We start from the raw sequence: 21,405 nt of genomic DNA, 5'->3' as shown, positions 1-21,405 counted from the left end.
TTAGCGCGTCACGCGGGTTCCTGCCAGCCTGTCATAGGGCGTGCGCCCATCGCCGACGAACAGGCTCGCCACATAGGCGAGGCCGATCAGCATGGCAGCGACCGAGACCGCCATGTTGGTGGGCGGCATCGGGTCCACGAAGGGCTGCGCATCCTGCCACCAGATCGCGGCATGGGCGATTTCCCACGGCAGGAATTTCACGATGTTGCGCAGCCAGGTGCGGTTACCCTCTACTTGAAGTTTGAGCGCCCGCTTGCCGAGGCTGGCGCGCTTGGGCCCGCCTTCGGTGAGCGCGAAATAAGCGATAACCGGCAGCGTCAGCGAGAGAAAGCCGACCAGATGCGCCCCGGCGCGCCCGGCCCAGCTGCTCATGTCGAGATTCTCGTGAAGCCCGGTCGCGACGCTCACCAGCCCGACGAAGACGGCCCAGCAGGCAATCAGCAGATAGTCGAAGCCGAACGCGGCGAGGCGGCGAACCGGCTGCTTCATCGGATCTGGAAGATAAGGTCTGCCGAAATCCAGAGAAGCAGCAGCATCCCCACCGCATTGGCGATGACGACGAAATTGAACTTCGCCTCGCCCACTTCGCTGCGAGAGATGCGCTTCTTGTAGATCGGCACCACGCCCTTGGTGAGCGCATGACGGATGCGGATCGCGAGCAAGACGGCCAGCGCCGCCGACACGATGCCGACCAGGATTTCTTCGGGACGTCCTTCGCCGAACATCAGTGCGCCTGCTTCGGCGATTCCATAATTTCCGTGAGAACCCCTTCCATATCCTTGGGATGCAGGAAGAAGATCGGCGTGCCGTGCGCGCCGGTGCGGGTCGGGCCGAGGATGCGTTTGCCGATCCCTTCGAACCAGGCGCGTGCTTCCTCGATATCGGGCACTTCGAAGCACAGATGATGCTGCCCGCCCAACGGGTTCTTCTCGAGGAATTTGTGGATGGGGCTATTCTCGCCTAGCGGCTCGATCAGCTCGATCTGGCTGTTCGGCGTATCGACGAAACAGACCTTCACCCCCTGCGCGGGCAGGTCGAACGGCTCCATGGTGACGCTGGCGCCCATGGTCGCTTCGTAATGCGCGATGCTGTCGGCGATGGACGGCGTCGCAACGCCGACATGGTTGAGGCGGCCTAGTTTCATGGGATTTTCAGCTCTCCTGACTTCACTTGGTCTTGCAATTTATCGCGGCGCCTTTGGACACCAGACAAGTGAATCGATTTTACGTGGTCGCGATATCCTCGGTAGGATCGCGAGGTACTGTCCTTGCGCATTTCTGCGACAAGGGCGGCGTAGGCATCCTCACCGCCTTCTGCGATCCAGCCTCCCGGAAAATCGTCGTAGTAAGTTACTAGCTTCTTCAAGAAACCTGGTGAGCCGTACAGCAACAGCCGACCATTCAGATCAGAATATTTCGTTTCCAGCTCCGTGAAGATTTGCTGCTCGTGTGAGGGCAACGGCGTTTGCTCAGCAAATTTCTTAAAGATGGCGTGAACTTCCGGGCGCCCAGTCCAAGCGCCGAGATTCAGAAAATCTAGATAAGCTTGAGTGCGCTTTTCCTTATTAAGCTTTGCAGCATCGCGTCTCGCTCCGAAGAGATAACCGATCCCCAGCGTTAGAAGAGGAAGAATTAGCGCAAGTTCAGTTTCACCAAGCATCATAGCGGAATATTGTCATGCTTCTTCCACGGATTTTCCAGCGCCTTGTCGCGGAGCTTCCGCAGGCTCGTCGCCACCCGCTTGCGCGTCGAATGCGGCATGATCACGTCGTCGATGAAGCCCTTCGACGCCGCCACGAAGGGGTTGGCGAAGCGTTCTTCATATTCTGCCGTCTTCTCCGCGATCTTATCGGGATCGTCGCGATCCTTGCGGAAGATGATCTCGACCGCGCCCTTCGCGCCCATCACCGCAATCTCCGCGCTCGGCCAGGCATAATTGACGTCGCCGCGCAGATGCTTGGAGGCCATCACGTCATAGGCGCCGCCATACGCCTTGCGCGTGATGACGGTGATCTTGGGGACGGTCGCCTCGGCATAGGCGAAGAGCAGTTTCGCGCCATGCTTGATGATGCCGTTATGCTCCTGCCCGACGCCCGGCAGGAAGCCCGGCACGTCGACGAAGGTCAGGATCGGGATTTCGAAGGCATCGCAGAAGCGCACGAAGCGCGCCGCCTTCTTCGATGAATTGATGTCGAGCACGCCCGCCAGCACCATCGGCTGGTTGGCGACCACGCCCACCGTGCGCCCCTCGATCCGGCAGAAGCCGACGATGATGTTCGCGGCATGTTTGGGCTGGATTTCGAAGAAGCGGCCCTCGTCGGCGACCTTCTTGATCACCTCGTGCATGTCATAGGGCTGGTTGGCGCTGTCGGGGATGATCTGGTCGAGCAAAGGCTCTTCGCGGTCCCACGGATCGTCGGTCGGGATTTCCGGGACCGCGTCGCGGTTGGAGGCGGGCAGGTAGCTGAAGAATTCGCGCGTCGCGAGCAGCGCATCGATATCATTGTCGAACGATACGTCGGCGACGCCCGATTTCTGCGTGTGCGTGATCGCCCCGCCCAGTTCCTCCTGCGTGACTTCCTCATTGGTCACCGTCTTCACGACTTCGGGGCCGGTGACGAACATGTAGCTCGTATCCTCGACCATGAAGATGAAGTCGGTCATGGCTGGCGAATAGACCGCCCCGCCCGCGCACGGGCCCATGATGACCGAAAGCTGCGGGACGACGCCGGAGGCCAGCACGTTGCGCTGGAACACTTCGGCATAGCCGCCCAGCGAGGCGACGCCTTCCTGGATGCGCGCGCCGCCCGAATCGTTGAGGCCGATGACCGGCGCGCCGACCTTCATCGCAGCGTCCATGATCTTGCAGATCTTCTCCGCATGCCGTTCCGACAGCGAGCCGCCGAGCACGGTGAAATCCTGCGCGAAGACATAGGTGAGCCGACCGTTGATCGTGCCCGAACCAGTGACCACGCCGTCGCCCGGATAGTGGACCTTGTCCATGCCGAAGTCGGTGGCGTTATGCTCGACGAACATGTCGATCTCTTCGAAGCTGCCTTCGTCGAGCAGGACATTGAGGCGTTCGCGGGCGGTCAGGCGTCCCTTGGCATGCTGCGCATCGATACGCTTCTGCCCGCCGCCCATCCGCGCGGCCTCGCGCCGTGCTTCCAGCTCCTCGATCGTCGTGCCCATGAAGTCCAAACCCTCTCAAAATGACGAGGCAGGCGGTGGCACAGCGGGCGCGGTGCCGTCAATTGGGGGAACCCTAAAGCTCGAAATGCCGCTGGTGGGTTTCCAGCTCGTTGCCCTGCAGCTTCACGACGTGGATCACGTTGGTCGATCCCGACACGCCGAACGGCACGCCGGCCATCAGCACGATCCGCTCGCCGCCCTTGGCGATGGAGTGACGCAGCGCCATGCGCTTGGCCTTGCCGACCATTTCCTCGAAACTGTCGACGTCGCGGGTGCGCACGGCATAGACGCCCCACAGGATGCCGAGGCGGCGCGCGACCTGCTGCGAAGCGGTCATGACGAGGGTCGGCACGCTCGGCCGTTCGCGCGCGATGCGGCGCGCGGTCGAGCCCGACGAGGTATAGCAGACCATCGCCTTGGCATCGACGGTCCGCGCGATCCCGCGGGCGCTTTCGGCCAGCGCATCGGCGGTCGTCGGATCGGGCGGGGTTTCGGTGAAGTGGACTCGGTCGAAATAGCGTTCGTCGCCTTCGACCGCCTTGCCGATGCGGTGCATCATCTTGACCGCTTCGATCGGATAATCGCCCGCCGCGCTTTCGGCCGACAGCATCACGGCATCGGCGCCGTCATAGATGGCATCGGCGACATCGTTCACTTCGGCGCGCGTCGGCGTCGGCGAGGTGATCATGCTTTCCAGCATCTGCGTCGCGACGACCACCGGCTTGCCGTGGAGGCGCGCGGTGGCGACGATCTTGTTCTGTACCGGCGGGACCATTTCGGGCGGCAGTTCGACGCCCAAGTCGCCGCGCGCGACCATGACCGCGTCAGCCTCTTTTAGGATTTCATCGAGGCCATCGACCGCCTGCGGCTTTTCGATCTTGGCGAGGATCGCGGCCTGCTTGCCGACCAGTTCGCGCGCTTCCCTGACATCCTCGGGACGCTGCACGAACGACAGTGCGATCCAGTCGGCGCCCTGGCTGAGAGCGAACTGGAGATCGCTGCGATCTTTCTTGGTGAGCGCGGGGATCGGGATCAGCACGTCGGGCACGTTGACGCCCTTGCGGTCGCGAATGGTGCCCGAAACCCTGACCTCGGTGACGATCTTGTCGTCCGACACCTCGGTGACCTTGAGGCGCATCTTGCCATCATCGACGAGCAGCAGCGAGCCGACCTCGACCGCTTCGAACAGTTCGGGATGCGGCAGGCAGACGCGGGTCTCATCGCCCTTTGCCTTGTCGCGGTCGAGGATGAACGTGCCGCCTTTTTCAAGATCGGCCTTGCCGCCCTCGAAAGCGCCAACCCTCAGCTTGGGCCCCTGGAGGTCGAACAGGATCGTCGTCGGGCGACCGAGCTTTTCCTCAAGGCCGCGAATATGCTCGACCAGCTTGGCCTTATCGGCCTGCTCGCCATGGCTCATATTGATTCGGAAGGCGTCGGCACCGGCGCGCATCAGCGCTTCGATCATTTCCGGTGTATCGGAAGCCGGCCCCAACGTTGCGAGGATTTTGACCTTACGGCCGCGGGGCTTCAGCTTGTCGCTCATCTTCGTCTTCTTGCTCATCGGGCACGGCATAGCGTCCTGAAATGACAGTGCAACTGCCTTGAGCCCTCCTGCCTTCCGGTCTAGGAGAGCCGACGCGAGTTTTTCACTCAACACCCACACCAACAGTGACCTGGAGAAGTCTTATGGCCGACGGCGCCATCGCAGCCGACCAATTGAAACTGCTCATCGAGCGCATCGAGCGCCTCGAAGAGGAAAAGAAGGCGATCGCCGACGATGTGAAGGACGTCTATGCCGAGGCCAAGGCCAATGGTTACGACACCAAGATCATGCGCAAGATCGTCGCCCTTCGCAAAATGGAACGCCACGAATTGCAGGAACAGGACGCGCTGCTGGAAACCTATCGCGCCGCCGTGGGTCTTAGCTAATAGGACCAACCAAGAACGGGGAGCCACGCCGATGATCCAGACCACCACGCCCAATGTCGAAGGCCGCACTATTTCGGCCTATCTCGGGATCGTGCACGGGGAGGTCATCATCGGCGCGGATATCTTCAAGGACCTGTTTGCGGCCGTCCGCGATATCGTCGGCGGCCGCTCGGGCGCCTATGAGAAAAGCCTCGATGAGGCGCGCCGCCAGGCGCTCGCCGAATTGCAAGGCGAAGCCGCCGAACTGGGCGCCGACGCGGTCATCGGCATCGACCTCGACTATGAGGTGATTGGCCAGAATGGCTCGATGCTGATGGTCACCTGCAGCGGCACGGCGGTGAAGCTGGCCTAGATCCCCAGCGCGATCAGGCTGACTGCCAACGAATTGTTGGCGGCATGCACCGCCACCGCTTCGGCAAAGCCGTATCGCAACCTGACATAGCCAAAAAGGATGCCCGCAATCAGCTGCGGCCCCACGAACAAGGCGGTCAAAGCACCGCCAGCCGAGAAATTGGTCATGTGGAGTGCGGCGAATCCGATTGCCGTCAGCCAGAATAGAATCGGGAAAAACCGACCGAAGATAAATGGTGACAGCTTATCCGCATTCGCCAAGCCGATTATCAGAACGGCGGCGAAGACCGGGACGAAGGTGAGCGGACCCGCCACGACCGCGCCCGCCGCTGAACATGCCGAAACGATCATCGCCGCCGCCAGACCGGCCAGGATGGCGACGATCAGAATGAGACCGCGCGGGCGCCGGTCGAGCCAATAGCGAAAGACCCACTCCTCGCCGAGCGGGAAGAGCAGGCCGACGATCAGATATTGCTGCCACAACGGCTCGTCCTCGCCGATGAGGTCGTAGCGCTCGACGCCCATGGACGCCTCGAACCTGCCAACCAATGTGGCCACGGTGACGATGAGCGTGAAGCCGATCGCGAACAGGATCGCCACTTCGCCCCAATGGGTACGTTTTTCCTCGAAAGGTCGCGGACGGCGCAGGAAAGCGATGAGGTCGCCAACGGCCCGATCAACAAGCGTCACTTAACAAATCTCCAGCGGGCGCTATAGACCGGCCCATAACTTCACTAACCGAGCAGGACCCATGGCAGGCCATAGTAAATTCGCCAATATCAAGCATCGCAAGGGCGCGCAGGACAAGAAGCGCTCGGCGCTCTTTTCCAAGCTGAGCCGCGAAATCACCGTCGCGGCCAAGATGGGTCTACCCGACCCGGACATGAACCCGCGCCTCCGCCTCGCGGTCAACACCGCGCTCAAGCAGTCGATGCCCAAGGACAATATCAAGAAGGCGATCGACAAGGCCTCGGCGTCCGAAGGCGATGATTATGAAGAAATCCGCTACGAAGGCTATGGCCCGAACGGCATCGCGCTGATCATCGAGACGCTCAGCGACAATCGCAACCGCACCGCCACGAGCGTGCGCACCATCCTGTCCAAAAATGGCGGCAACCTTGGTTCGACCGGCGCGGTCGCGCACAGCTTCGACCGTCTCGGCCTGATCGAATACAAGGCCGAGGGCCTGAGCGAGGAAAAGGTTCTCGAAGCTGCGATGGAAGCGGGCGCGGACGACATCCAGTCGGACGAGGAAACGCACACCATCTGGACCGAGGCCGACCAGCTCCACGAAGTCTCCTCGGCGCTCGAAAAGGTGCTTGGCGAACCCGAAACGGCGAAGCTCGCCTGGCGCCCGCACATGGAAACCGAAGTCGAGGGCAAGGATGCCGACCAGCTGGTCAAGCTGATCGAACTGCTCGAGGATGATGACGACGTCCAGACGGTGTGGGGCAACTACACCTTCTCGGACGCCGAACTGGAGCGGCTCGGCCAGGCCGAATAATGAAAATCCTCGGACTCGACCCGGGCCTCGGCACCACTGGCTGGGGCCTGGTCGAGGCCGACGGCAATCGCCTGCGCCACCTTGCCAACGGGCAGGTGAAAACCGATGCGAAGGAGGCCCTGCCGCAGCGCCTTTCGCACCTTGCGCTGCAGATTGACGCGCTGATCAAGGATCATGATCCCGACTGCGCGGCGGTGGAGGAGATTTTCGTCAACAAGAACCCGCAATCGACGCTCAAGCTCGCGCAGGCGCGCGGGGCGCTGCTGGCGGTTTGCGCGCAGGGCGGTATCGAGGTTGGCGAATATGCCGCGCGGCTGGTCAAGAAGTCGGTTGTCGGCGTCGGCAATGCCGAAAAGCGCCAGGTTCACGACATGGTCAAGGTGCTGATGCCCGGCATCAAGATTGCCGGCAGCGATGCCGCCGACGCCCTCGCCGTCGCCATTACCCACGCCCACCATGCCGCGAGCCGGGCGCGCGGGCTCTAGTCGGCCAGCGCGAGCCCGTCCGACCCCGCACCCGCATCGAAGCGCGTCACGACCTCGCCCGTATCGAGATCGACCAGCGCCACCTGCGCGCGGCCGGTTTCGGCGACGAATAGGTGCCGGCCGTCTTCGGCGAACAGGATCGTGACCTGCCCGGCTTCCTGCGTGCCCGACACGGCGATGGTCTGCGGCGCCTTGTCGGTGTCGATGACGGTGAGGCTCCCATCGGCATAGTTGGAGGTCACCACCCGCTTGCCGTCGGGACTGACCGCGACGCGGATCGGGAAGTTGCCCGTCTCGTAGCGGCGGATTTCGCGATAGGTCGGGATTTCGAACTGGATCAACGTCGCATTGTCGCGGTCGGCCACCCATAGCGCCTTCCCGGTCGGCGATACGGCGATGCCCTCGGGCGTATCGCCCGCCGCGATATCGCGCACCTTGCTGCCAGTCTTGAGGTCGATCACGCTCACCGTGCCCGACCCCATATTGGCGACGAAGGCTGTCTCCTCATCGGGGGTCAGCGCCACCATGTGGCTGACCTGCTGGCCGGTCGGGATGGCCCGCACGCTGTCATCCTCGAGGTCGACGATGGTCAGGCTCTGGCTTCGCTCGGTCGTGATGATGAGCCGGTCGTTGGAGGCCCAGACGATGCCATGTGGCCCTTCATTGTCGCCAAGATCGATGGTGCGGATCGAGGCCGGATCCTCGGCATCGAACAATTCGACCGACTTGCCGCCATAATGAACAACCGCGACCGTCTCCCCATCCGGCGAAACGGCGATTTCATGGGGGTTGCTGCCCGTCGCCAGCCGCGCAAGCTCGGCGCCCGTATCGAGATCGATAAAGCTCACCGTGTCCTCGCTCTTGTTGCCGACCACCAGCATGTCGGCGCTGGTGCCGTAGCGCAGCGGCTCGGCGGTCGTGCTGCACGCGCTCAGCATGATGAGCGGGGCGAGAAACAGGGTACGCATGATCAAGGTCTCCAAGTTGAATAGTCGCCGCTCCGCTACACCCTATGCCCCTGCCGCGTCACCACCCCCTCGACAGACGGCCCGATGCCCGCCACAAAAGTCGCATGATCGCACGGCTCACCGGCAAGCTTGCCGAAATCGGTTCCGACACCATCGTCCTCGACGTTTCGGGCGTCGGCTATCTCATCCACGTCTCGGCGCGCACCTTGGATGCCATCGGAACCGTGGGCAGCCACGTCATGCTGATGACCGAGATGCAGGTGCGTGAGGATTCGATGACGCTCTACGGCTTCATGAGCGCAGCCGAGAAAGCCGGCTTCACCGCGCTGACCGGCGTGCAGGGCGTCGGCGGCCGCGTCGCGCTGGCCATCATGTCGGTCCTCGGCCCCGAGGAACTGGGCGCGGCGATCGCCAGCGGTGACAAGGCGATGATCGCCAGAGCCAACGGCGTCGGTCCCAAGCTCGCGCAGCGCATCTGCAACGAGCTTGCTGGCAAGTTTGGCGACTTCGAAGGCATCCCTGCAGCCGGGCCCAACGTAGCTCCGGCGGGCAGCGTCGCCAAAGATGCGCTTTCGGCGCTCGCCAACCTGGGGTTCAAACCCGCCGAAGCCAGCAAGGCCGTTGCCGCGGCGCAGGAGGAATTGGGGTCCGGGGCGTCACTCGACGCGCTCGTGCGCGTCGCGCTCAAAAAGGCCGCCAAATGATCTCCATCCTAGCCCTCGCCGGCTCCATCGCCGTCAGCGACCAGCCCGTTTATCGCATCGATATGCCGGGCCCCGGCGACTATGAAAGCTGGGTCGTCGATCACCAATATTCGGCCGAGCTCGGCGGTCCGGTCCAGATCATCGCCGAAGGCGCCAATGGCGCCAAAGTCGTCCAGGAATGGCCGGACATATCGATGCTCGACAGCAACGTGGACGGGCGCTTCACCTACGTCGCCCATTATCCCAAATCGCTGGAGGTCAGGTCCTTCACGATCAGTGTCGGCGACATCGGCGTGCGCTATGAGCCGATCGCCTTCGAACAGCAGGGCAGCTACATCCTGCCGCTCGCCGGCAATGCGATCATTTCGAACGGCGTCTTCAACAATAACGGCCATGGCTGGATCCGCTCGCGCTTCGCCTATGACTTTCTCGGCCTGTCCGACACGTATGGGCCCATGACCGACCCCGAATATCGGAACGAGAACCTCGCCGGCTTCGGGATGGACGTGATCGCGCCTGCCGACGGCAAGGTCGTCTTCATCGAGGATCGCGTCCCCGACCAGGTGGGCGGTTATGACAGCGCCACCTTCACCTTTCCCGATGGCAGCCAGGCCTATCACGGCAACAATGTCATCATCGACCATGGCAACGGCGAGTTCACCTCGCTCATGCACCTCAAGTTCGGATCGGTCGTCGTCGCGGTCGGCGATACGGTCGTGCAGGGCCATAAGGTCGGCGAACTCGGCAATAGCGGCGACAGCTATGGGCCCCACCTCCACGTCCAGCTCCAGCATTGCGGCGAACCGCAAGCCTGCCCGAGCCTGCCGCTGACCTTCGCCAATCATGGCGATGAAATCCTCGAGGCCGGCGACTTCATCACCTATCGGCCATTGCCGTCGGAATAGCGGGCAACTTCGCGCTCGCAGTGGCGGGAAAGCCGCGTTAGGTTGTCGCCATGGCCACTGACCCCGACCGCCTGACCACGCCCGAGCGCAGCAGTGAGGATGCGGGGCTCGATGCGCTGGTCCGCGTGGCATTGAAGAAGGCGGCGAAGTGAGGCGTGTCCTTGCTATGCTGCTTTTTGCATTCTTACTTTTGGGGCTGTTGGGTTACTGGTTTGTGATGCATTCAGAATTTATGAAGAAAGATCGCTGCTTGGATCGAGGTGGCTCGTGGAGTGGGCAATCCGAGCAATGCATCGGAGCGGAAATCGGTTCGAATTATGGCCACTGACCCCGATCGCCTGACCACGCCCGAGCGGCGCACCGAAGATGCCGACGCAGCGCTGCGTCCCAAATCGCTCGACGAATTTGTCGGGCAGAAGGGCGCGCGCGAGAACCTCCGCATCTTCATCGATGCGGCGAAGAAGCGCGGGGATGCGCTCGACCATGTGCTCTTCTTCGGCCCGCCGGGGCTGGGCAAGACGACATTGGCCGGAATCATCGCGCGCGAACTCGGCGTCGGTTTCCGCGCCACGTCCGGCCCAGTCATCGCCAAGTCGGGCGATCTGGCCGCCTTGCTCACCAATCTCGAGGAAGGCGACGTCCTCTTCATCGACGAGATCCACCGTCTCAATCCGGCGGTCGAGGAAATCCTCTATCCCGCGATGGAAGATCGCGCGCTGGACATCATGGTGGGCGAAGGCCCGTCCGCACGTTCGGTCCGCATCGACCTGCCGCCCTTCACTTTGGTCGGCGCAACCACGCGGCAGGGCCTGCTCGCCACGCCTTTGCGCGACCGCTTTGGCATTCCGGTTCGCCTCAATTTCTACGAGGTGGAGGAATTGGAACTGGTCGTCACCCGCGCCGCGGGCCTGCTCGACGCGCCGCTCGCTAAGGATGGCGCGCACGAAATCGCCAAGCGCTCGCGTGGCACGCCGCGTGTTGCGGGCCGCCTGCTCCGCCGCGTCCGCGACTTTGCGCAGGCCGAGGATGCCGCCAGCATCGACGCGGCCACTGCCGACCGCGCGCTTACCCGGCTCGAGATCGATGCACTCGGACTCGACGCGATGGACCGCCGCTACCTCACCATGATCGCCGATCTGTATGGCGGCGGCCCGGTGGGCGTGGAAACGCTCGCCGCAGGCCTTAGCGAACCGCGCGACACGATCGAGGATGTGATCGAGCCCTATCTCATTCAGCTTGGCCTCATCGCGCGTACCGCAAGAGGGCGGCAGTTGAACGGACGCGGCTGGACCCATTTGGGCCTGACGCCGCCCTCCGACACGCAAAACGGATTATTCGAGGAAAAGTAATGTCGCTTCTCGCTCTGGCCTCGCTGGCCGCCGCGCAGCCCGCGCTCGACGCGCCCGATTACACGCTTTCCCAAAACTGGATCTGCCTGCCCGGCGGCGATGATATCTGTTCGGATATTCCCATTGGCAGCGAGCTGACGCCGCAAGGCTGGGGCCGCGCCGCCATCAGCGCACCTTACGAAGAGGCCAGCGTCGACTGCTTCTACGTCTATCCGACGATCAGCGGCGATAGCGGCATGAACAGCGACATGCAGGTCGGCAGCAACGAGGAACTGCGTATCACGCAGATGCAGTTCGCCCGTTTCTCCAGCGTCTGCCGTCCCTTCGCGCCCGTCTATCGCCAGATGACCATGGCCTCGATCGCGCTTGCGGCCACCGGCGCCGACATGACCCGCTATGGCGAAATCGCCTATAGCGACGTGCGCGATGCCTTCCGCACCTACCTGCGCGACCATAATGACGGCCGACCCTTCGTCCTTATCGGCCACAGCCAGGGTTCGATCATGCTCGAACAGCTGGTGCGCGAGGAAATCGAGGGCAGCGACGCGCACGACCTCATGCTCCGCGCCATCCTGCCCGGCTGGAACATCCTCGTGCCCGAGGGCGAGGATGTCGGCGGCAGCTTTGCCGAGACGCCGGCCTGCCGCGATGCGCTGCAGACGCAATGCGTCATGAGCTGGTCGAGTTTCGGCGCCAACGAGCCCCCGTCCCGCGGCGCGTTGTTCGGCTACAGCCCGGTGCCGGGCATGCGGCCCATCTGCACCGTGCCTGCCGCCGACGCCAATGGCGGCTGGACCAAGCTGGACGGCTACTATTTCGTCAAATCGACCTATCCGGTGAAGGGCGGTCCGATTACCTGGACCACCGACGGTCCGCCGCCGACCGCCTATGCGGTGGCCGACGATTTCGTCGAGGCGCAATGCGTCGAAGACGGCCCCGCCGGCTATCTCGCCATCCGCATTCCACGCGGCACCGACGACACGCGCTCGCGCCGTATCGGCGGCGAAGTCGGCATGGGCGGCTTCTTCCTACCCGGCTGGGGCAAGCATCTCAACGACATCGCCTTTGCGCAGGAAGACCTGATCAACCTTGTCGCGGCGATGTCGGACACCGTCGGTCGCGAATAGGAGTCGCTTTGGCGACCCCCATGTTAACCCTGCTGGCGCAGGGGCATTTCCCGCGCTATTCACGCCCGTAATGACCTTGACCCCGCCAGAGGGCCGCTTCGACGGCAGCCTCCACTCCTTTCCCGTGCGCGTCTATTTCGAGGACACCGATTTGTCGGGGATCGTCTATCACGCCAATTATCTGCGCTATTTCGAACGCGCCCGCTCGGACATGCTCCGCGCCGTCGGCATCGACCAGCGCGCGGCGCAGGATGAGGGCCTCGGCGCCTATGCCGTCACCCATATGGACATTCACTGGAAACGCCCCGCCAAACTCGACGATGCGCTCATTGTCGAAAGTCGCGTGAAACAGGTGCGCGCTGCCAGTTGTTTCATTCATCAATCAGTCAGGCGCGGCGATGAATTGCTGGCATCGGCCGAAGTGACCGCTGCGCTCCTGACACCGGACGGGCGGCCGCGACGGCAGCCGCGCGACTGGATCGATAAATTCAACGCCGTCGTCGACGAAGGACATTGATGTGATTGCTGGCATCGCCGCTTCCGAAAATCTCATGAGCCCGCTGACCCTTTTCCTCCAGGCCGACCTGGTGGTGAAGGCGGTGATGATCGGATTGCTGCTCGCCAGCATCTGGACCTGGGGCATCATCTTCACCCATTCGGCCCGCCTGTCGCGCCGCCGCGCCGCTGCCCGGAAGACGGCAAAGGCCTTCTGGCAAACCAAGGATGTCGATGCTTTCCTCAAGGATCATGCCGGCGACAAGAGCTCGACCGCCAGCGTGCTGCGCGCCAGCGTCGATGAATATCATCGCTCGACCCGCAACGGCGTCGCCGATGCCGCCGCCGCGCGCGACCGCATCGCGATCGCTGCCGACGATGCCATCGCTGACGAGAGCGAAAAGATGTCGGATCGCCTCAACATCCTCGCCACGGTGGGCTCGGTGGCCCCGTTCGTCGGCCTGTTCGGCACGGTCTGGGGCATCATGCGCAGCTTCACCGCCATTGCCGGCGCCAACAACACCTCGCTCGCCGTCGTCGCGCCGGGCATTGCCGAGGCATTGTTCGCCACCGCCATCGGCCTGTTCGCCGCTATTCCCGCGGTGATCGCCTATAACCGCCTGACCCACCGCCTCGACCAGTATGAGGCCGAACTCACCCGCTTTTCCGATCGCCTGCAGGGAGCGCTGTCCCGCAAGCTGGAGCGCGCCTGATGGGCATGGGCACCGTCGCCTCTTCGCGCGGTAGGCGCGGCCGCCGCGGCGGCAAGCGCCGCCCGATGAGCGAGATCAACGTCACGCCCTTCGTCGACGTGATGCTGGTGCTCCTGATCATCTTCATGGTCACCGCGCCCCTGCTGGTTGCCGGCGTCGCCGTCGACCTGCCGGAAAGCCGCGCCGAAACGCTCGACCAGAATAACGAGCCGGTGCAGCTCTCCATGGCCGCCGACGGCACCATCTCGATCAACGACACGCCGCTCGGCGAAGGCGATCTCCCTGAAGCGCTCGCCACCATCGCTGCCGAACCCGCCCCGCCCGAGGGCCGCCGCGTCTACCTGCGCGCCGACCGTACGCTCGATTACGGGCAGGTCATGCGGGTGATGGGCGAACTCAATGCGGCAGGCCTCAACCGCGTCGCCCTCGTTTCGGTCGGTCAGGACGGCCAATGAAGCTGGACGCGGCAGAATGGACCGGCAACGGCGCAGCCTTCGCGCTGCACGTCGCCTTGGTCGCTGCACTGTCGCTCAGCCTCGCCAAGCCCAATCGCGCGCCCGAAGCGCCTGCCATCTTCGTCGAATTCGTCGATGAAGTCGGCCTCGACAGCCGCGCGCCCGACCAGGTGAGCGCCGCCGCCGCGCAGGCCGCGCTGGACGATCTTCCCGACGATGCCGTGCCGCCTCCGCCCGACGAGGTCGAACCGGTCGACACGCCTCCGCCGCCGCCGCGGACGGCGAGCGAAACGCCCACCCCGCCGCAAACGCCCACCCGACCTCGCCCGCGCCCGCGCGGCGAGCGCTTGGAAGGGATTCTCGACGGCGTTCGAGACGGCAATAGCCGCACCGGCCAAGCCGAGACCGGCCAGGCCGCCGCGCCGACCTTCGATGCCAATGCGCAGGCATCCGTCGCCGCCGTGATCCAGCGCCAGGTCCAACCGTGCGCCAACCGCCAGATCGACCCCGGCCCCGGCGCCAATCGCATCCGCGTCGTCATGCAATTGAACCTGACGCGCGATGGCCGCCTGTCGCGCACGCCGCGCGTGGTGCGCACCGAAGGCGTCACGCCCGACAATGCCCGTTATGAGCAGCGCGTGCGCGACCTTGCCGTCGCCGCCTATCAGGGCTGCGCACCCTATGACGGGCTGCCACCGGAACTTTATTCCACCCCAAGCGGTGGCTGGTCAGAGATTCGCGCCAGCTTCCGCCTGCCATGAGGACAAAACCTATGTTTGTCAGATTGATCGCCCTCTTCGCCCTGCTGCTCCCGTTCCCGGCGCTGGCGCAGGATAGCGGGCCCATCGAGGTCGACGTCATCGGCGGCCAGCAGGCGGCGCAGCCCGTCGCCGTGCCGCAGATGGTCGCGCGCGGTCCACGCATGACGCCCGCCGGCGAAATCGACGCGTTGGCCCGCAACATCAGCTCGGTCATCGCCTCGGACCTTCGCTCGACCGGCGCGATCACGCCGATCGGCCCGGTCGGCATCCGCCCGTTGCGCGATGGCGAAGTTGTCAATCCCGACTTCAACGAATGGCAGAATGCCGGCGCGACCGCGCTGGTGGCCGGCTATACCGAATTTGCGGCAAACGGCCGCCTCACGGTCGCCTGCTACCTGTTCGACACGGTCACCGGCCGCGAACTGGCGCGCCAGGGCTTTTCGGTCATTCCCGCCGACTGGCGTCGCGGCGCGCACAAATGCGCCGACATGGTCTATGCCCGCCTCACCGGCGAAGGCGCCTTCCTCGACACGCGTATCGTCTACGTCGCCGAAACCGGCCCCAAGGATGCCCGCGTCAAGCGCATCGCGCTGATGGACAGCGACGGTCGCAACCATCGCTACCTCACCGAGGGCCAGGAAACGGTGATCAAGCCGCGCTTCAGCCCCGACGGCTCGCGCCTCACCTATTTGAGCTACAAGGGCCGCCGTCCGCGCGTCTATGTGCTCGACCTCGCCACCGGCAATACCCGCCTGCTGGTCCCCGGCACCGCCTTCACCTTCTCGGCGAGCTTCTCGCCCGACGGGCGCAACATCGTCTTCTCGATGGCCGAGGGCGGCAATACCGACATCTATGTCACCCGCGCCGACGGCAGCGGTTCGCCGCGTCGCCTCACCACCATGCCGGGTGTCGACACCTCGCCGAGCTTCTCGCCCGACGGCCGCTCGATCGTGTTCGAAAGCGATCGCTCGGGCTCGCAGCAGCTCTATGTCATGAATGCAGACGGCACCAACCAGCGCCGCATCAGCTTTGGCGGCGGCCAATATGCCGATCCGTCGTGGAGCCCGCTCGGCAACCTCATTGCCTTCACCAAGATCGGTGGTGGCCAATTCCGCATCGGCGTCATGAGCCCTGCGGGCGGGGGCGAACGCCTCCTCACATCGTCCTGGCAGGATGAGGGCCCGAGCTGGGCCCCCAATGGCCAGTTCGTCATGTTCCACCGCACCCGCCAGGGTTCGGGGGACGCCAGCCTCTATGCCGTTCCCGTAAACGGCGGCGAAGCCCGTTTGATGCCGACCCCGCTGGGTGGATCCGATCCCAGCTGGTCTCCGTTACAGAATTAGCAAAAGGGAGTTTTGCACATGAAAAAGGTTCTTTTGATTTCGGCGGCCACGCTCGTGCTTGCCGCCTGTTCGTCCAAGGATGATGCCGTCGAAACCGCGCCGGTCGTCGTCGAGGACACCACCCCGTCGGACGTGGTTGCCGATGAAGATGTCGATCTGGTCACCCTGCCGGGTGCGCAGGCCGAGCTCATCGCCGCTGCCGGCAGCGACACCATCTATTTCGGCACCGACCTCTACAATCTCGAGGCCGATGCCCGCCGTACGCTCGAAGCGCAGGCCCGCTGGCTGGTCGCCAATCCTGGCGTCAATGCCTCGATCGAAGGCCATGCCGACGAACGCGGCACGCGCGAATATAACCTTGCTCTGGGTGAACGCCGTGCCAATGCGGCGCGCGATTATCTGGAATCGATGGGCGTCCCGGGCAATCGCCTGACGGTCATCAGCTGGGGCAAGGAGCGTCCGGTGGCGCTTGGTTCGAATGAACAGGCCTGGGCCCAGAACCGCCGCGCTGTGACGGTGGTCGTCCGCTAGGGACCGTCACCACCAAAGAGGAATTGAGGGGTCGGCCGCGCCAATCGGAGGTGCGGTCGGCCCCTGTTCGTTTCAGGCCGCGTAGGGCTGGGCCTGGCTTGCGCCTGCACCGCCCATGGCGAGGAAGGCACGCGCCGATTTTTGCGCTTCGGCGATTTCGCGGGCCGTCATTTCGACCGAGATTTCCGCGCGGCACTGCTGCGAACGCATGTCGCCGTTAAGGGCGCCAAGGTTGAACCACTTATGGGCTTCGACAAGGTCGACGGCGCAGCCGCCGCGGCCGGTCGAATAGGCGACGCCAAGATCGAACAATGCGTCGATATCGCCCGCCATCGCATCGTCGATGCGGCTCTGCATCAGGAATTCGGCACTCTTCTGGCTGATGGCCATGATCACTTACCCCTGTTCCATGTTGCGGGCTGTTCGCCCGTCGATGAAGCCAGTGATCGCGAGTCGGGTTTGAGAAATGGTTAACGCGCGAAAACCATGTTTCGCGAAATCGGACCGATCAGCCCTCGATATTGTCGATTAATCGCACTTTTCCGAGGAAAGCGGCGACAATCAGGCGCGCATTCTCGGCCCTGTTTTCGAGCGGTTCGAGGCTGTCGGCATCGACATAGGCCAAGTATTCGACCTCCCCGAAACCCGCATCGGCGAGCGATTTTTCGGCCGTTTCGAGCGCTGCGCCAATCCCCTCGCCGTCACGAATCATGTTGCGTGCTTCCTCCAGCGCCTGCGGCAGCGCCGTCGCCCGCGCCCGTTGGTCGGCGCTCAGCAAGGCATTGCGCGACGAGAGCGCCAGACCATCCTCGGCGCGAACCGTGGGAAAGCCGACGATTTCGACACCCAGATCGAGGTCGCGGGTCAGCCGGCGAATGAGCGCCAGCTGCTGGAAATCCTTCTCGCCGAAGATCGCCACGTCAGGTCGGATGTTCGTGAAGAGCTTGGTGACGATCGTCGCCACGCCGTCGAAATGGCCGGGACGATGCGCGCCCTCCCAACGTTCGGTAATGCCCGCGACGCTGACCGTGGTCGCAAAGCCGTCGGGATAGAGATCGGCGGGGGTCGGCATCCACACCAGGTCGCAGCCTGCGCTTTCCAGCTTCTTCGCATCGCCCTCATGATCGCGCGGATAGCGGTCCAGATCGGCCTTGTCGTTGAACTGGAGCGGATTGACGAAGATGGAGGCGACAACCTTGTCGGCGCGGCTGGCCGCTTCGCGTACCAGCGTGAGATGTCCCTCGTGCAGCGCGCCCATGGTCGGGACCATCCCTATCCGGCCGGCAGCGCGCAGCTTTTCCATCGCCTCGGCGAGCCCGTCCATGCCGCTAATGATTTGCACCGCTTCTGACCCTCCGATAAGGCTGTTGGGGAGAGCAATTAGTAGGGGGCCGGGGCCGCATGGGCCAGCCGCATTTCATCATCTTCGCCAATGAAAAGGGCGGAACGGGGAAATCCACCACTGCCGTCCATACCGCCATCGCGCTGGCCGCGACGGGGGTGCGCGTCGGCGCGCTCGACCTTGACGAGCGGCAGCGTACGATGACGCGCTACCTCGAAAATCGCGCCAAGACGGCCGAGCGGATCGGCGCGGATATCCCGATGATCCGCCACGAAGTGCTGACCGAGCGCACCGACGAGGCCTTCGATGCCGCGCTGTCCCGCCTCGCAGCCAACAGCGATTTCGTTGTCGTCGACACGCCCGGACGCGACGATCCGATGGCGCGCACTGCCATCCTCTTCGCCGACACACTGGTGACCCCGATCAATGACAGCTTCATCGACCTCGACCTGATCGGCGAAGTCGATCCGGACACTTACGAAGTCACCCGCCCCTCCTTCTATGCCGACCTCATCTGGCAATCGCGCCAGACCCGCGCGCGCGAGCTTGGGCGCAGCGTCGACTGGGTCGTGCTGCGCAATCGTCTCCAGCATGTCGAGAGCCACAATAAAGAGCGGATGGGCCTCGCCTTGGGCCAGCTCTCCAAACGCGTCGGCTTCCGCGTCATTCCGGGCCTTGCCGAGCGCGTCATCTTCCGCGAACTTTTCCCAAAGGGCCTGACCCTGCTCGACTTCAAGCATCTCCCCGATATCGGCATCGGCCATGTCGCGGCGCGGCAGGAATTGCGCGAGATGGTCTCCAGCCTCGGCCTGCCCGATCCCAGGGCCGAACAACGCACGCCTAACGAAACACGAGAAGCGAGCTAAAACCATGTCCCACGTCTTCGACCCCTCGATCCTGCGCCAGTACGATATTCGCGGCGTCGTCGACGACACTCTCCACGAGGCGGATGCGCGCGCGCTCGGCCGCGCCTTCGCCACCATGGCGAGCGATCGTGGCCTGTCGAAGATCGCGGTCGGCCGCGACGGGCGCGATCATTCGCAGCGCCTGCAGGACGCGCTGATCGATGGCCTGCGCGTCTGCGGGATGGACGTCGTCAATGTCGGCATGGGCCCCTCGCCCATGCTCTATTACGCGGCCGCCGAACTCGACGTGGATGGCGGCATCCAAGTGACGGGCAGCCACAATCCGGGCGACTATAACGGCTTCAAGATGCTCTTGGGCGACGGCAGCGTGCATGGCGAGGCGATCCAGGAACTGGGCCGCATCGCGGCCTCGGGCGAATGGAGCGAAGGCGCGGGCAGCCTCAAGTCGAAGGACGTGCTCAAGGCCTATGTGAAGCGTCTCACCAAGGATTTTCGCGGCGGTGAATTCCGCATCGGCTGGGACGCCGGCAATGGCGCTGCTGGTCCGGCGCTCGAGATGCTCGTCAAGGCACTGCCCGGCGAACATCACACCCTCTACACCGAGGTGGACGGCAGCTTTCCCAACCACCACCCCGACCCGACGGTCGAAAAGAATCTCGACGACCTGAAAGCGCTCGTCGCCGAAAAGGGGCTCGACTTCGGGATCGCCTTCGACGGTGACGGCGACCGGATCGGTGCGGTCGATGGCAAGGGCCGCGTCATCTGGGGCGACCAGATCCTCATGTTGCTTGCCCGCCCCGTGCTGGCGGAAAATCCAGGCGCGACGATTATCGCCGACGTGAAGGCGTCCAAGGCCTTGTTCGACCGGATCGAGAGCATGGGTGGCGACCCCGTCATGTGGAAAACCGGGCACAGCCTCATCAAGGCCAAGATGAAGGAAACCGGCGCGCCGCTCGCGGGCGAGATGAGCGGGCATATCTTCTTCAAGCATCGCTGGTACGGTTTCGACGATGCGCTCTATGCCGCCGTGCGCCTGATCGAGGCGGTCGGCCAAGCCGGGATGAGCCTCTCCAGCCTCTACGACAATTTCCCCGAAACCGTCGCGACGCCCGAAATGCGCTTCCCCGTCGACGGCAAGGACAAGTTCGCGGTGATCGACCAGTTGCTTGACAATCTCCGCGCGGCCGGTGCTGACATCAACGATACGGACGGCGCGCGCGTCACGACCGAGGATGGCTGGTGGCTGCTCCGCGCCTCGAACACGCAGGACGTCCTCGCCGCCCGCGCTGAGGCAAGCGATGAGGAAGGCCTCGACCGCCTCGTCGCCCAGATCGACGCCGAACTCGGAAAACTCGGCATCAGCCGCAGCTAGTCATCCTCCTCTTCGCGCCCGACAAGGTTCAGCTCGCGCGCCTTGATCTGGTGCGTCAGGCACCAATGCTTCAGCGCATCCTCGCGCCCATGCGTGATCCACACTTCCTTGGGCGCCACCTCGCGGATGGTCTGCGTCAGCTCGTCCCAGTCGGCATGATCGGAAATGATCAGCGGCAGTTCCACATTGCGTTGCCGCGCCCGCGCCCGCACGCGCATCCAGCCGCTCGCCATGGCGGTGATCGGATCGGGCAGGCGCCGCGACCAGCGATCATTGAGCGCGCCCGGCGGGCAGATGACGATATGCCCGGCCATGTCCGCCTTGGTCGCCTCGGCAACCGGACGCAGCTCGCCAAGGCCGACACCCAGCTCCTCGTAGAGATTGCACAGCCGCTCCATCGCGCCGTGATAGTAAATGGGCGCGTCATGCCCGCGCTCGCGTAGCTCCTTCACCACGCGCTGCGCCTTGCCCAGCGCATAGGCGCCGACCAGCACGCTGCGGTCGGGTTCGCTGTCGAGGCGGGTCAGCAATTTCTCGACCTCTGCGCCCGTATCGGGATGGCGAAAGACCGGCAGTGCGAACGTCGCCTCGGTAATGAAGATGTCGCAGGGCGTCACCGCAAAGGGCTCGCACGTGGGGTCGGGGCGGCGCTTGTAATCGCCCGAAACGACGACCCGCTCGCCGCGATATTCCAAGAGGATCTGTGCCGAGCCCAGCACATGGCCTGCGGGCACGAAGCTCACATCAACCTCGCCCAGCCGCACCGTCTCGCCATATTGGACGGGATTGTCCGGCTGCGTCCCGTAGCGGATCCCCATGATCGCCAGCGTTTCGGGTGTCGCCCACACCTTGCCATGCCCGCTGCGCGCATGATCGGCATGGCCGTGTGTCACCAAGGCGCGCGGCTTTTCCTGCGAGGGATCGACCCACGCATCTGCCGGCTTCACGTAAATCCCTTCCGGGTGCGGCACGATCCAGGAACCCAAACGGGGTGTCATGCCGTTATAGTCAATG

27 protein-coding genes are annotated in these 21,405 nt (G+C 64.0%); 16 read left to right on the top strand and 11 right to left on the bottom strand.

Annotated features, from left to right (window positions below):
• The 6 genes from NDO55_RS11475 to pyk all read right to left on the bottom strand — a co-directional run bounded on the left by NDO55_RS11475 (position 1) and on the right by pyk (position 4,734).
• A complete protein-coding gene (locus NDO55_RS11475) occupies positions 1-489 on the bottom strand; it encodes an RDD family protein (RefSeq protein ID WP_252115327.1) in 489 nt (162 codons plus the stop codon).
• Entirely contained in the window at positions 486-725 is a 240-nt protein-coding gene (locus NDO55_RS11470; protein ID WP_252115326.1) for a hypothetical protein, read from the bottom strand. Before NDO55_RS11470 ends, NDO55_RS11475 begins: the two co-directional genes overlap by 4 nt.
• Positions 725-1,144, bottom strand: a complete 420-nt coding sequence (mce, locus tag NDO55_RS11465) for a methylmalonyl-CoA epimerase (protein ID WP_252115324.1) — start codon at positions 1,142-1,144, stop codon at positions 725-727. The genes NDO55_RS11470 and mce overlap by 1 nt, the downstream gene beginning before the upstream one ends.
• On the bottom strand, positions 1,141-1,662 hold the full coding sequence (locus tag NDO55_RS11460) for a hypothetical protein (protein WP_252115322.1): 522 nt from the start codon (positions 1,660-1,662) through the stop codon (positions 1,141-1,143). Before NDO55_RS11460 ends, mce begins: the two co-directional genes overlap by 4 nt.
• Entirely contained in the window at positions 1,659-3,191 is a 1,533-nt protein-coding gene (locus NDO55_RS11455; protein WP_252115321.1) for an acyl-CoA carboxylase subunit beta, read from the bottom strand. Before NDO55_RS11455 ends, NDO55_RS11460 begins: the two co-directional genes overlap by 4 nt.
• A 73-nt stretch (positions 3,192-3,264) precedes the next feature.
• Positions 3,265-4,734: a pyruvate kinase gene (gene pyk, locus NDO55_RS11450; protein ID WP_252115612.1), complete on the bottom strand. Its 1,470-nt coding sequence runs from the start codon at positions 4,732-4,734 to the stop codon at positions 3,265-3,267.
• A gap of 143 nt (positions 4,735-4,877) precedes the next feature.
• Between pyk and NDO55_RS11445 the strand changes: the two genes are divergently transcribed.
• Both NDO55_RS11445 and NDO55_RS11440 read left to right on the top strand, forming a co-directional pair.
• Positions 4,878-5,120: a DUF2312 domain-containing protein gene (locus NDO55_RS11445; protein WP_252115320.1), complete on the top strand. Its 243-nt coding sequence runs from the start codon at positions 4,878-4,880 to the stop codon at positions 5,118-5,120.
• Between the two features lie 31 nt (positions 5,121-5,151).
• The gene (locus tag NDO55_RS11440) at positions 5,152-5,472 is read left to right on the top strand and encodes a heavy metal-binding domain-containing protein (RefSeq protein WP_252115319.1); all 321 of its coding nucleotides are present in this window, start codon (positions 5,152-5,154) and stop codon (positions 5,470-5,472) included.
• On the opposite strand, the gene NDO55_RS11435 is transcribed toward NDO55_RS11440, so the two are convergent.
• A complete protein-coding gene (locus NDO55_RS11435) occupies positions 5,469-6,161 on the bottom strand; it encodes a CPBP family glutamic-type intramembrane protease (protein ID WP_252115318.1) in 693 nt (230 codons plus the stop codon). The two genes, NDO55_RS11440 and NDO55_RS11435, sit on opposite strands and share 4 nt — an antisense overlap.
• A gap of 61 nt (positions 6,162-6,222) precedes the next feature.
• On the opposite strand from NDO55_RS11435, the gene NDO55_RS11430 reads away from it, so the two are divergent.
• Positions 6,223-6,975: a YebC/PmpR family DNA-binding transcriptional regulator gene (locus NDO55_RS11430; protein ID WP_252115317.1), complete on the top strand. Its 753-nt coding sequence runs from the start codon at positions 6,223-6,225 to the stop codon at positions 6,973-6,975.
• Positions 6,975-7,460, top strand: a complete 486-nt coding sequence (ruvC, locus tag NDO55_RS11425) for a crossover junction endodeoxyribonuclease RuvC (protein WP_252115316.1) — start codon at positions 6,975-6,977, stop codon at positions 7,458-7,460. Before NDO55_RS11430 ends, ruvC begins: the two co-directional genes overlap by 1 nt.
• Here the strand turns inward: ruvC and NDO55_RS11420 are convergent.
• Positions 7,457-8,428 (bottom strand): YncE family protein, encoded by a 972-nt coding sequence (locus NDO55_RS11420; protein ID WP_252115315.1) that lies wholly within the window; start codon positions 8,426-8,428, stop codon positions 7,457-7,459. The genes ruvC and NDO55_RS11420 overlap by 4 nt on opposite strands.
• Positions 8,429-8,532: 104 nt before the next feature.
• Between NDO55_RS11420 and ruvA the strand changes: the two genes are divergently transcribed.
• From ruvA to pal, 10 genes are all read left to right on the top strand, one after another.
• Positions 8,533-9,132, top strand: a complete 600-nt coding sequence (ruvA, locus tag NDO55_RS11415) for a Holliday junction branch migration protein RuvA (protein WP_252115313.1) — start codon at positions 8,533-8,535, stop codon at positions 9,130-9,132.
• A complete protein-coding gene (locus NDO55_RS11410) occupies positions 9,129-10,037 on the top strand; it encodes a M23 family metallopeptidase (protein WP_252115311.1) in 909 nt (302 codons plus the stop codon). The genes ruvA and NDO55_RS11410 overlap by 4 nt, the downstream gene beginning before the upstream one ends.
• Before the next feature lie 317 nt (positions 10,038-10,354).
• Complete coding sequence (gene ruvB / locus NDO55_RS11405) at positions 10,355-11,386, top strand: Holliday junction branch migration DNA helicase RuvB (protein WP_252115309.1); 1,032 nt, start codon at positions 10,355-10,357, stop codon at positions 11,384-11,386.
• Positions 11,386-12,513, top strand: coding sequence for a DUF3089 domain-containing protein (locus tag NDO55_RS11400; protein WP_252115307.1), 1,128 nt, complete (start codon positions 11,386-11,388; stop codon positions 12,511-12,513). Before ruvB ends, NDO55_RS11400 begins: the two co-directional genes overlap by 1 nt.
• Before the next feature lie 70 nt (positions 12,514-12,583).
• On the top strand, positions 12,584-13,030 hold the full coding sequence (gene ybgC, locus NDO55_RS11395) for a tol-pal system-associated acyl-CoA thioesterase (protein ID WP_252115305.1): 447 nt from the start codon (positions 12,584-12,586) through the stop codon (positions 13,028-13,030).
• Between the two features lie 34 nt (positions 13,031-13,064).
• Positions 13,065-13,721 (top strand): protein TolQ, encoded by a 657-nt coding sequence (gene tolQ / locus NDO55_RS11390; RefSeq protein ID WP_252115610.1) that lies wholly within the window; start codon positions 13,065-13,067, stop codon positions 13,719-13,721.
• Positions 13,721-14,176, top strand: a complete 456-nt coding sequence (gene tolR, locus NDO55_RS11385) for a protein TolR (protein WP_252115303.1) — start codon at positions 13,721-13,723, stop codon at positions 14,174-14,176. Before tolQ ends, tolR begins: the two co-directional genes overlap by 1 nt.
• Positions 14,173-14,937, top strand: coding sequence for a hypothetical protein (locus NDO55_RS11380; protein WP_252115301.1), 765 nt, complete (start codon positions 14,173-14,175; stop codon positions 14,935-14,937). The genes tolR and NDO55_RS11380 overlap by 4 nt, the downstream gene beginning before the upstream one ends.
• Entirely contained in the window at positions 14,934-16,280 is a 1,347-nt protein-coding gene (gene tolB, locus NDO55_RS11375) for a Tol-Pal system beta propeller repeat protein TolB (RefSeq protein WP_425276892.1), read from the top strand. Before NDO55_RS11380 ends, tolB begins: the two co-directional genes overlap by 4 nt.
• A gap of 18 nt (positions 16,281-16,298) precedes the next feature.
• Positions 16,299-16,811 carry a peptidoglycan-associated lipoprotein Pal gene (gene pal / locus NDO55_RS11370; protein ID WP_252115297.1) on the top strand — a complete coding sequence of 171 codons (513 nt, stop codon included), beginning with the start codon at positions 16,299-16,301 and terminating at the stop codon, positions 16,809-16,811.
• Positions 16,812-16,883: 72 nt separating this feature from the next.
• Here the strand turns inward: pal and NDO55_RS11365 are convergent, their stop codons facing one another.
• Both NDO55_RS11365 and panC read right to left on the bottom strand, forming a co-directional pair.
• Positions 16,884-17,201, bottom strand: a complete 318-nt coding sequence (locus NDO55_RS11365) for a hypothetical protein (RefSeq protein ID WP_252115295.1) — start codon at positions 17,199-17,201, stop codon at positions 16,884-16,886.
• A 118-nt stretch (positions 17,202-17,319) separates the two neighbouring features.
• Positions 17,320-18,153, bottom strand: a complete 834-nt coding sequence (gene panC, locus NDO55_RS11360) for a pantoate--beta-alanine ligase (RefSeq protein WP_252115293.1) — start codon at positions 18,151-18,153, stop codon at positions 17,320-17,322.
• A 59-nt stretch (positions 18,154-18,212) separates the two neighbouring features.
• Here panC and NDO55_RS11355 point away from each other — a divergent pair, with 59 nt between their 5' ends.
• Both NDO55_RS11355 and pgmG read left to right on the top strand, forming a co-directional pair.
• Entirely contained in the window at positions 18,213-19,019 is an 807-nt protein-coding gene (locus NDO55_RS11355; RefSeq protein WP_252115291.1) for a division plane positioning ATPase MipZ, read from the top strand.
• A gap of 4 nt (positions 19,020-19,023) precedes the next feature.
• Positions 19,024-20,391 carry a phosphoglucomutase/phosphomannomutase PgmG gene (gene pgmG / locus NDO55_RS11350; protein ID WP_252115289.1) on the top strand — a complete coding sequence of 456 codons (1,368 nt, stop codon included), beginning with the start codon at positions 19,024-19,026 and terminating at the stop codon, positions 20,389-20,391.
• Here pgmG and NDO55_RS11345 read toward each other — a convergent pair.
• On the bottom strand, positions 20,388-21,389 hold the full coding sequence (locus NDO55_RS11345) for a ligase-associated DNA damage response exonuclease (protein WP_252115287.1): 1,002 nt from the start codon (positions 21,387-21,389) through the stop codon (positions 20,388-20,390). The genes pgmG and NDO55_RS11345 overlap by 4 nt on opposite strands.
• Positions 21,390-21,405: the final 16 nt, after the last annotated feature.

Origin of the sequence: Sphingomicrobium sediminis (assembly GCF_023805295.1) — a bacterium.
GTDB lineage: Bacteria > Pseudomonadota > Alphaproteobacteria > Sphingomonadales > Sphingomonadaceae > Sphingomicrobium > Sphingomicrobium sediminis.
This window is presented reverse-complemented; position numbering and strand designations above follow the sequence as displayed.

Excerpts from the sequence above, each read along its gene's own strand:
- NDO55_RS11475 (WP_252115327.1), bottom strand. The coding sequence starts at position 489 with ATGAAGCAGCCGGTTCGCCGCCTCGCCGCGTTCGGCTTCGACTATCTG.
- NDO55_RS11470 (WP_252115326.1), bottom strand. The coding sequence starts at position 725 with ATGTTCGGCGAAGGACGTCCCGAAGAAATCCTGGTCGGCATCGTGTCG.
- mce (WP_252115324.1), bottom strand. The coding sequence starts at position 1,144 with ATGAAACTAGGCCGCCTCAACCATGTCGGCGTTGCGACGCCGTCCATC.
- NDO55_RS11460 (WP_252115322.1), bottom strand. The coding sequence starts at position 1,662 with ATGATGCTTGGTGAAACTGAACTTGCGCTAATTCTTCCTCTTCTAACG.
- NDO55_RS11455 (WP_252115321.1), bottom strand. The coding sequence starts at position 3,191 with ATGGGCACGACGATCGAGGAGCTGGAAGCACGGCGCGAGGCCGCGCGG.
- pyk (WP_252115612.1), bottom strand. The coding sequence starts at position 4,734 with ATGAGCGACAAGCTGAAGCCCCGCGGCCGTAAGGTCAAAATCCTCGCA.
- NDO55_RS11445 (WP_252115320.1), top strand. The coding sequence starts at position 4,878 with ATGGCCGACGGCGCCATCGCAGCCGACCAATTGAAACTGCTCATCGAG.
- NDO55_RS11440 (WP_252115319.1), top strand. The coding sequence starts at position 5,152 with ATGATCCAGACCACCACGCCCAATGTCGAAGGCCGCACTATTTCGGCC.
- NDO55_RS11430 (WP_252115317.1), top strand. The coding sequence starts at position 6,223 with ATGGCAGGCCATAGTAAATTCGCCAATATCAAGCATCGCAAGGGCGCG.
- ruvC (WP_252115316.1), top strand. The coding sequence starts at position 6,975 with ATGAAAATCCTCGGACTCGACCCGGGCCTCGGCACCACTGGCTGGGGC.
- NDO55_RS11420 (WP_252115315.1), bottom strand. The coding sequence starts at position 8,428 with ATGCGTACCCTGTTTCTCGCCCCGCTCATCATGCTGAGCGCGTGCAGC.
- ruvA (WP_252115313.1), top strand. The coding sequence starts at position 8,533 with ATGATCGCACGGCTCACCGGCAAGCTTGCCGAAATCGGTTCCGACACC.
- NDO55_RS11410 (WP_252115311.1), top strand. The coding sequence starts at position 9,129 with ATGATCTCCATCCTAGCCCTCGCCGGCTCCATCGCCGTCAGCGACCAG.
- ruvB (WP_252115309.1), top strand. The coding sequence starts at position 10,355 with ATGGCCACTGACCCCGATCGCCTGACCACGCCCGAGCGGCGCACCGAA.
- NDO55_RS11400 (WP_252115307.1), top strand. The coding sequence starts at position 11,386 with ATGTCGCTTCTCGCTCTGGCCTCGCTGGCCGCCGCGCAGCCCGCGCTC.
- ybgC (WP_252115305.1), top strand. The coding sequence starts at position 12,584 with ATGACCTTGACCCCGCCAGAGGGCCGCTTCGACGGCAGCCTCCACTCC.
- tolQ (WP_252115610.1), top strand. The coding sequence starts at position 13,065 with ATGAGCCCGCTGACCCTTTTCCTCCAGGCCGACCTGGTGGTGAAGGCG.
- tolR (WP_252115303.1), top strand. The coding sequence starts at position 13,721 with ATGGGCATGGGCACCGTCGCCTCTTCGCGCGGTAGGCGCGGCCGCCGC.
- NDO55_RS11380 (WP_252115301.1), top strand. The coding sequence starts at position 14,173 with ATGAAGCTGGACGCGGCAGAATGGACCGGCAACGGCGCAGCCTTCGCG.
- tolB (WP_425276892.1), top strand. The coding sequence starts at position 14,934 with ATGAGGACAAAACCTATGTTTGTCAGATTGATCGCCCTCTTCGCCCTG.
- pal (WP_252115297.1), top strand. The coding sequence starts at position 16,299 with ATGAAAAAGGTTCTTTTGATTTCGGCGGCCACGCTCGTGCTTGCCGCC.
- NDO55_RS11365 (WP_252115295.1), bottom strand. The coding sequence starts at position 17,201 with ATGGCCATCAGCCAGAAGAGTGCCGAATTCCTGATGCAGAGCCGCATC.
- NDO55_RS11355 (WP_252115291.1), top strand. The coding sequence starts at position 18,213 with ATGGGCCAGCCGCATTTCATCATCTTCGCCAATGAAAAGGGCGGAACG.
- pgmG (WP_252115289.1), top strand. The coding sequence starts at position 19,024 with ATGTCCCACGTCTTCGACCCCTCGATCCTGCGCCAGTACGATATTCGC.
- NDO55_RS11345 (WP_252115287.1), bottom strand. The coding sequence starts at position 21,389 with ATGACACCCCGTTTGGGTTCCTGGATCGTGCCGCACCCGGAAGGGATT.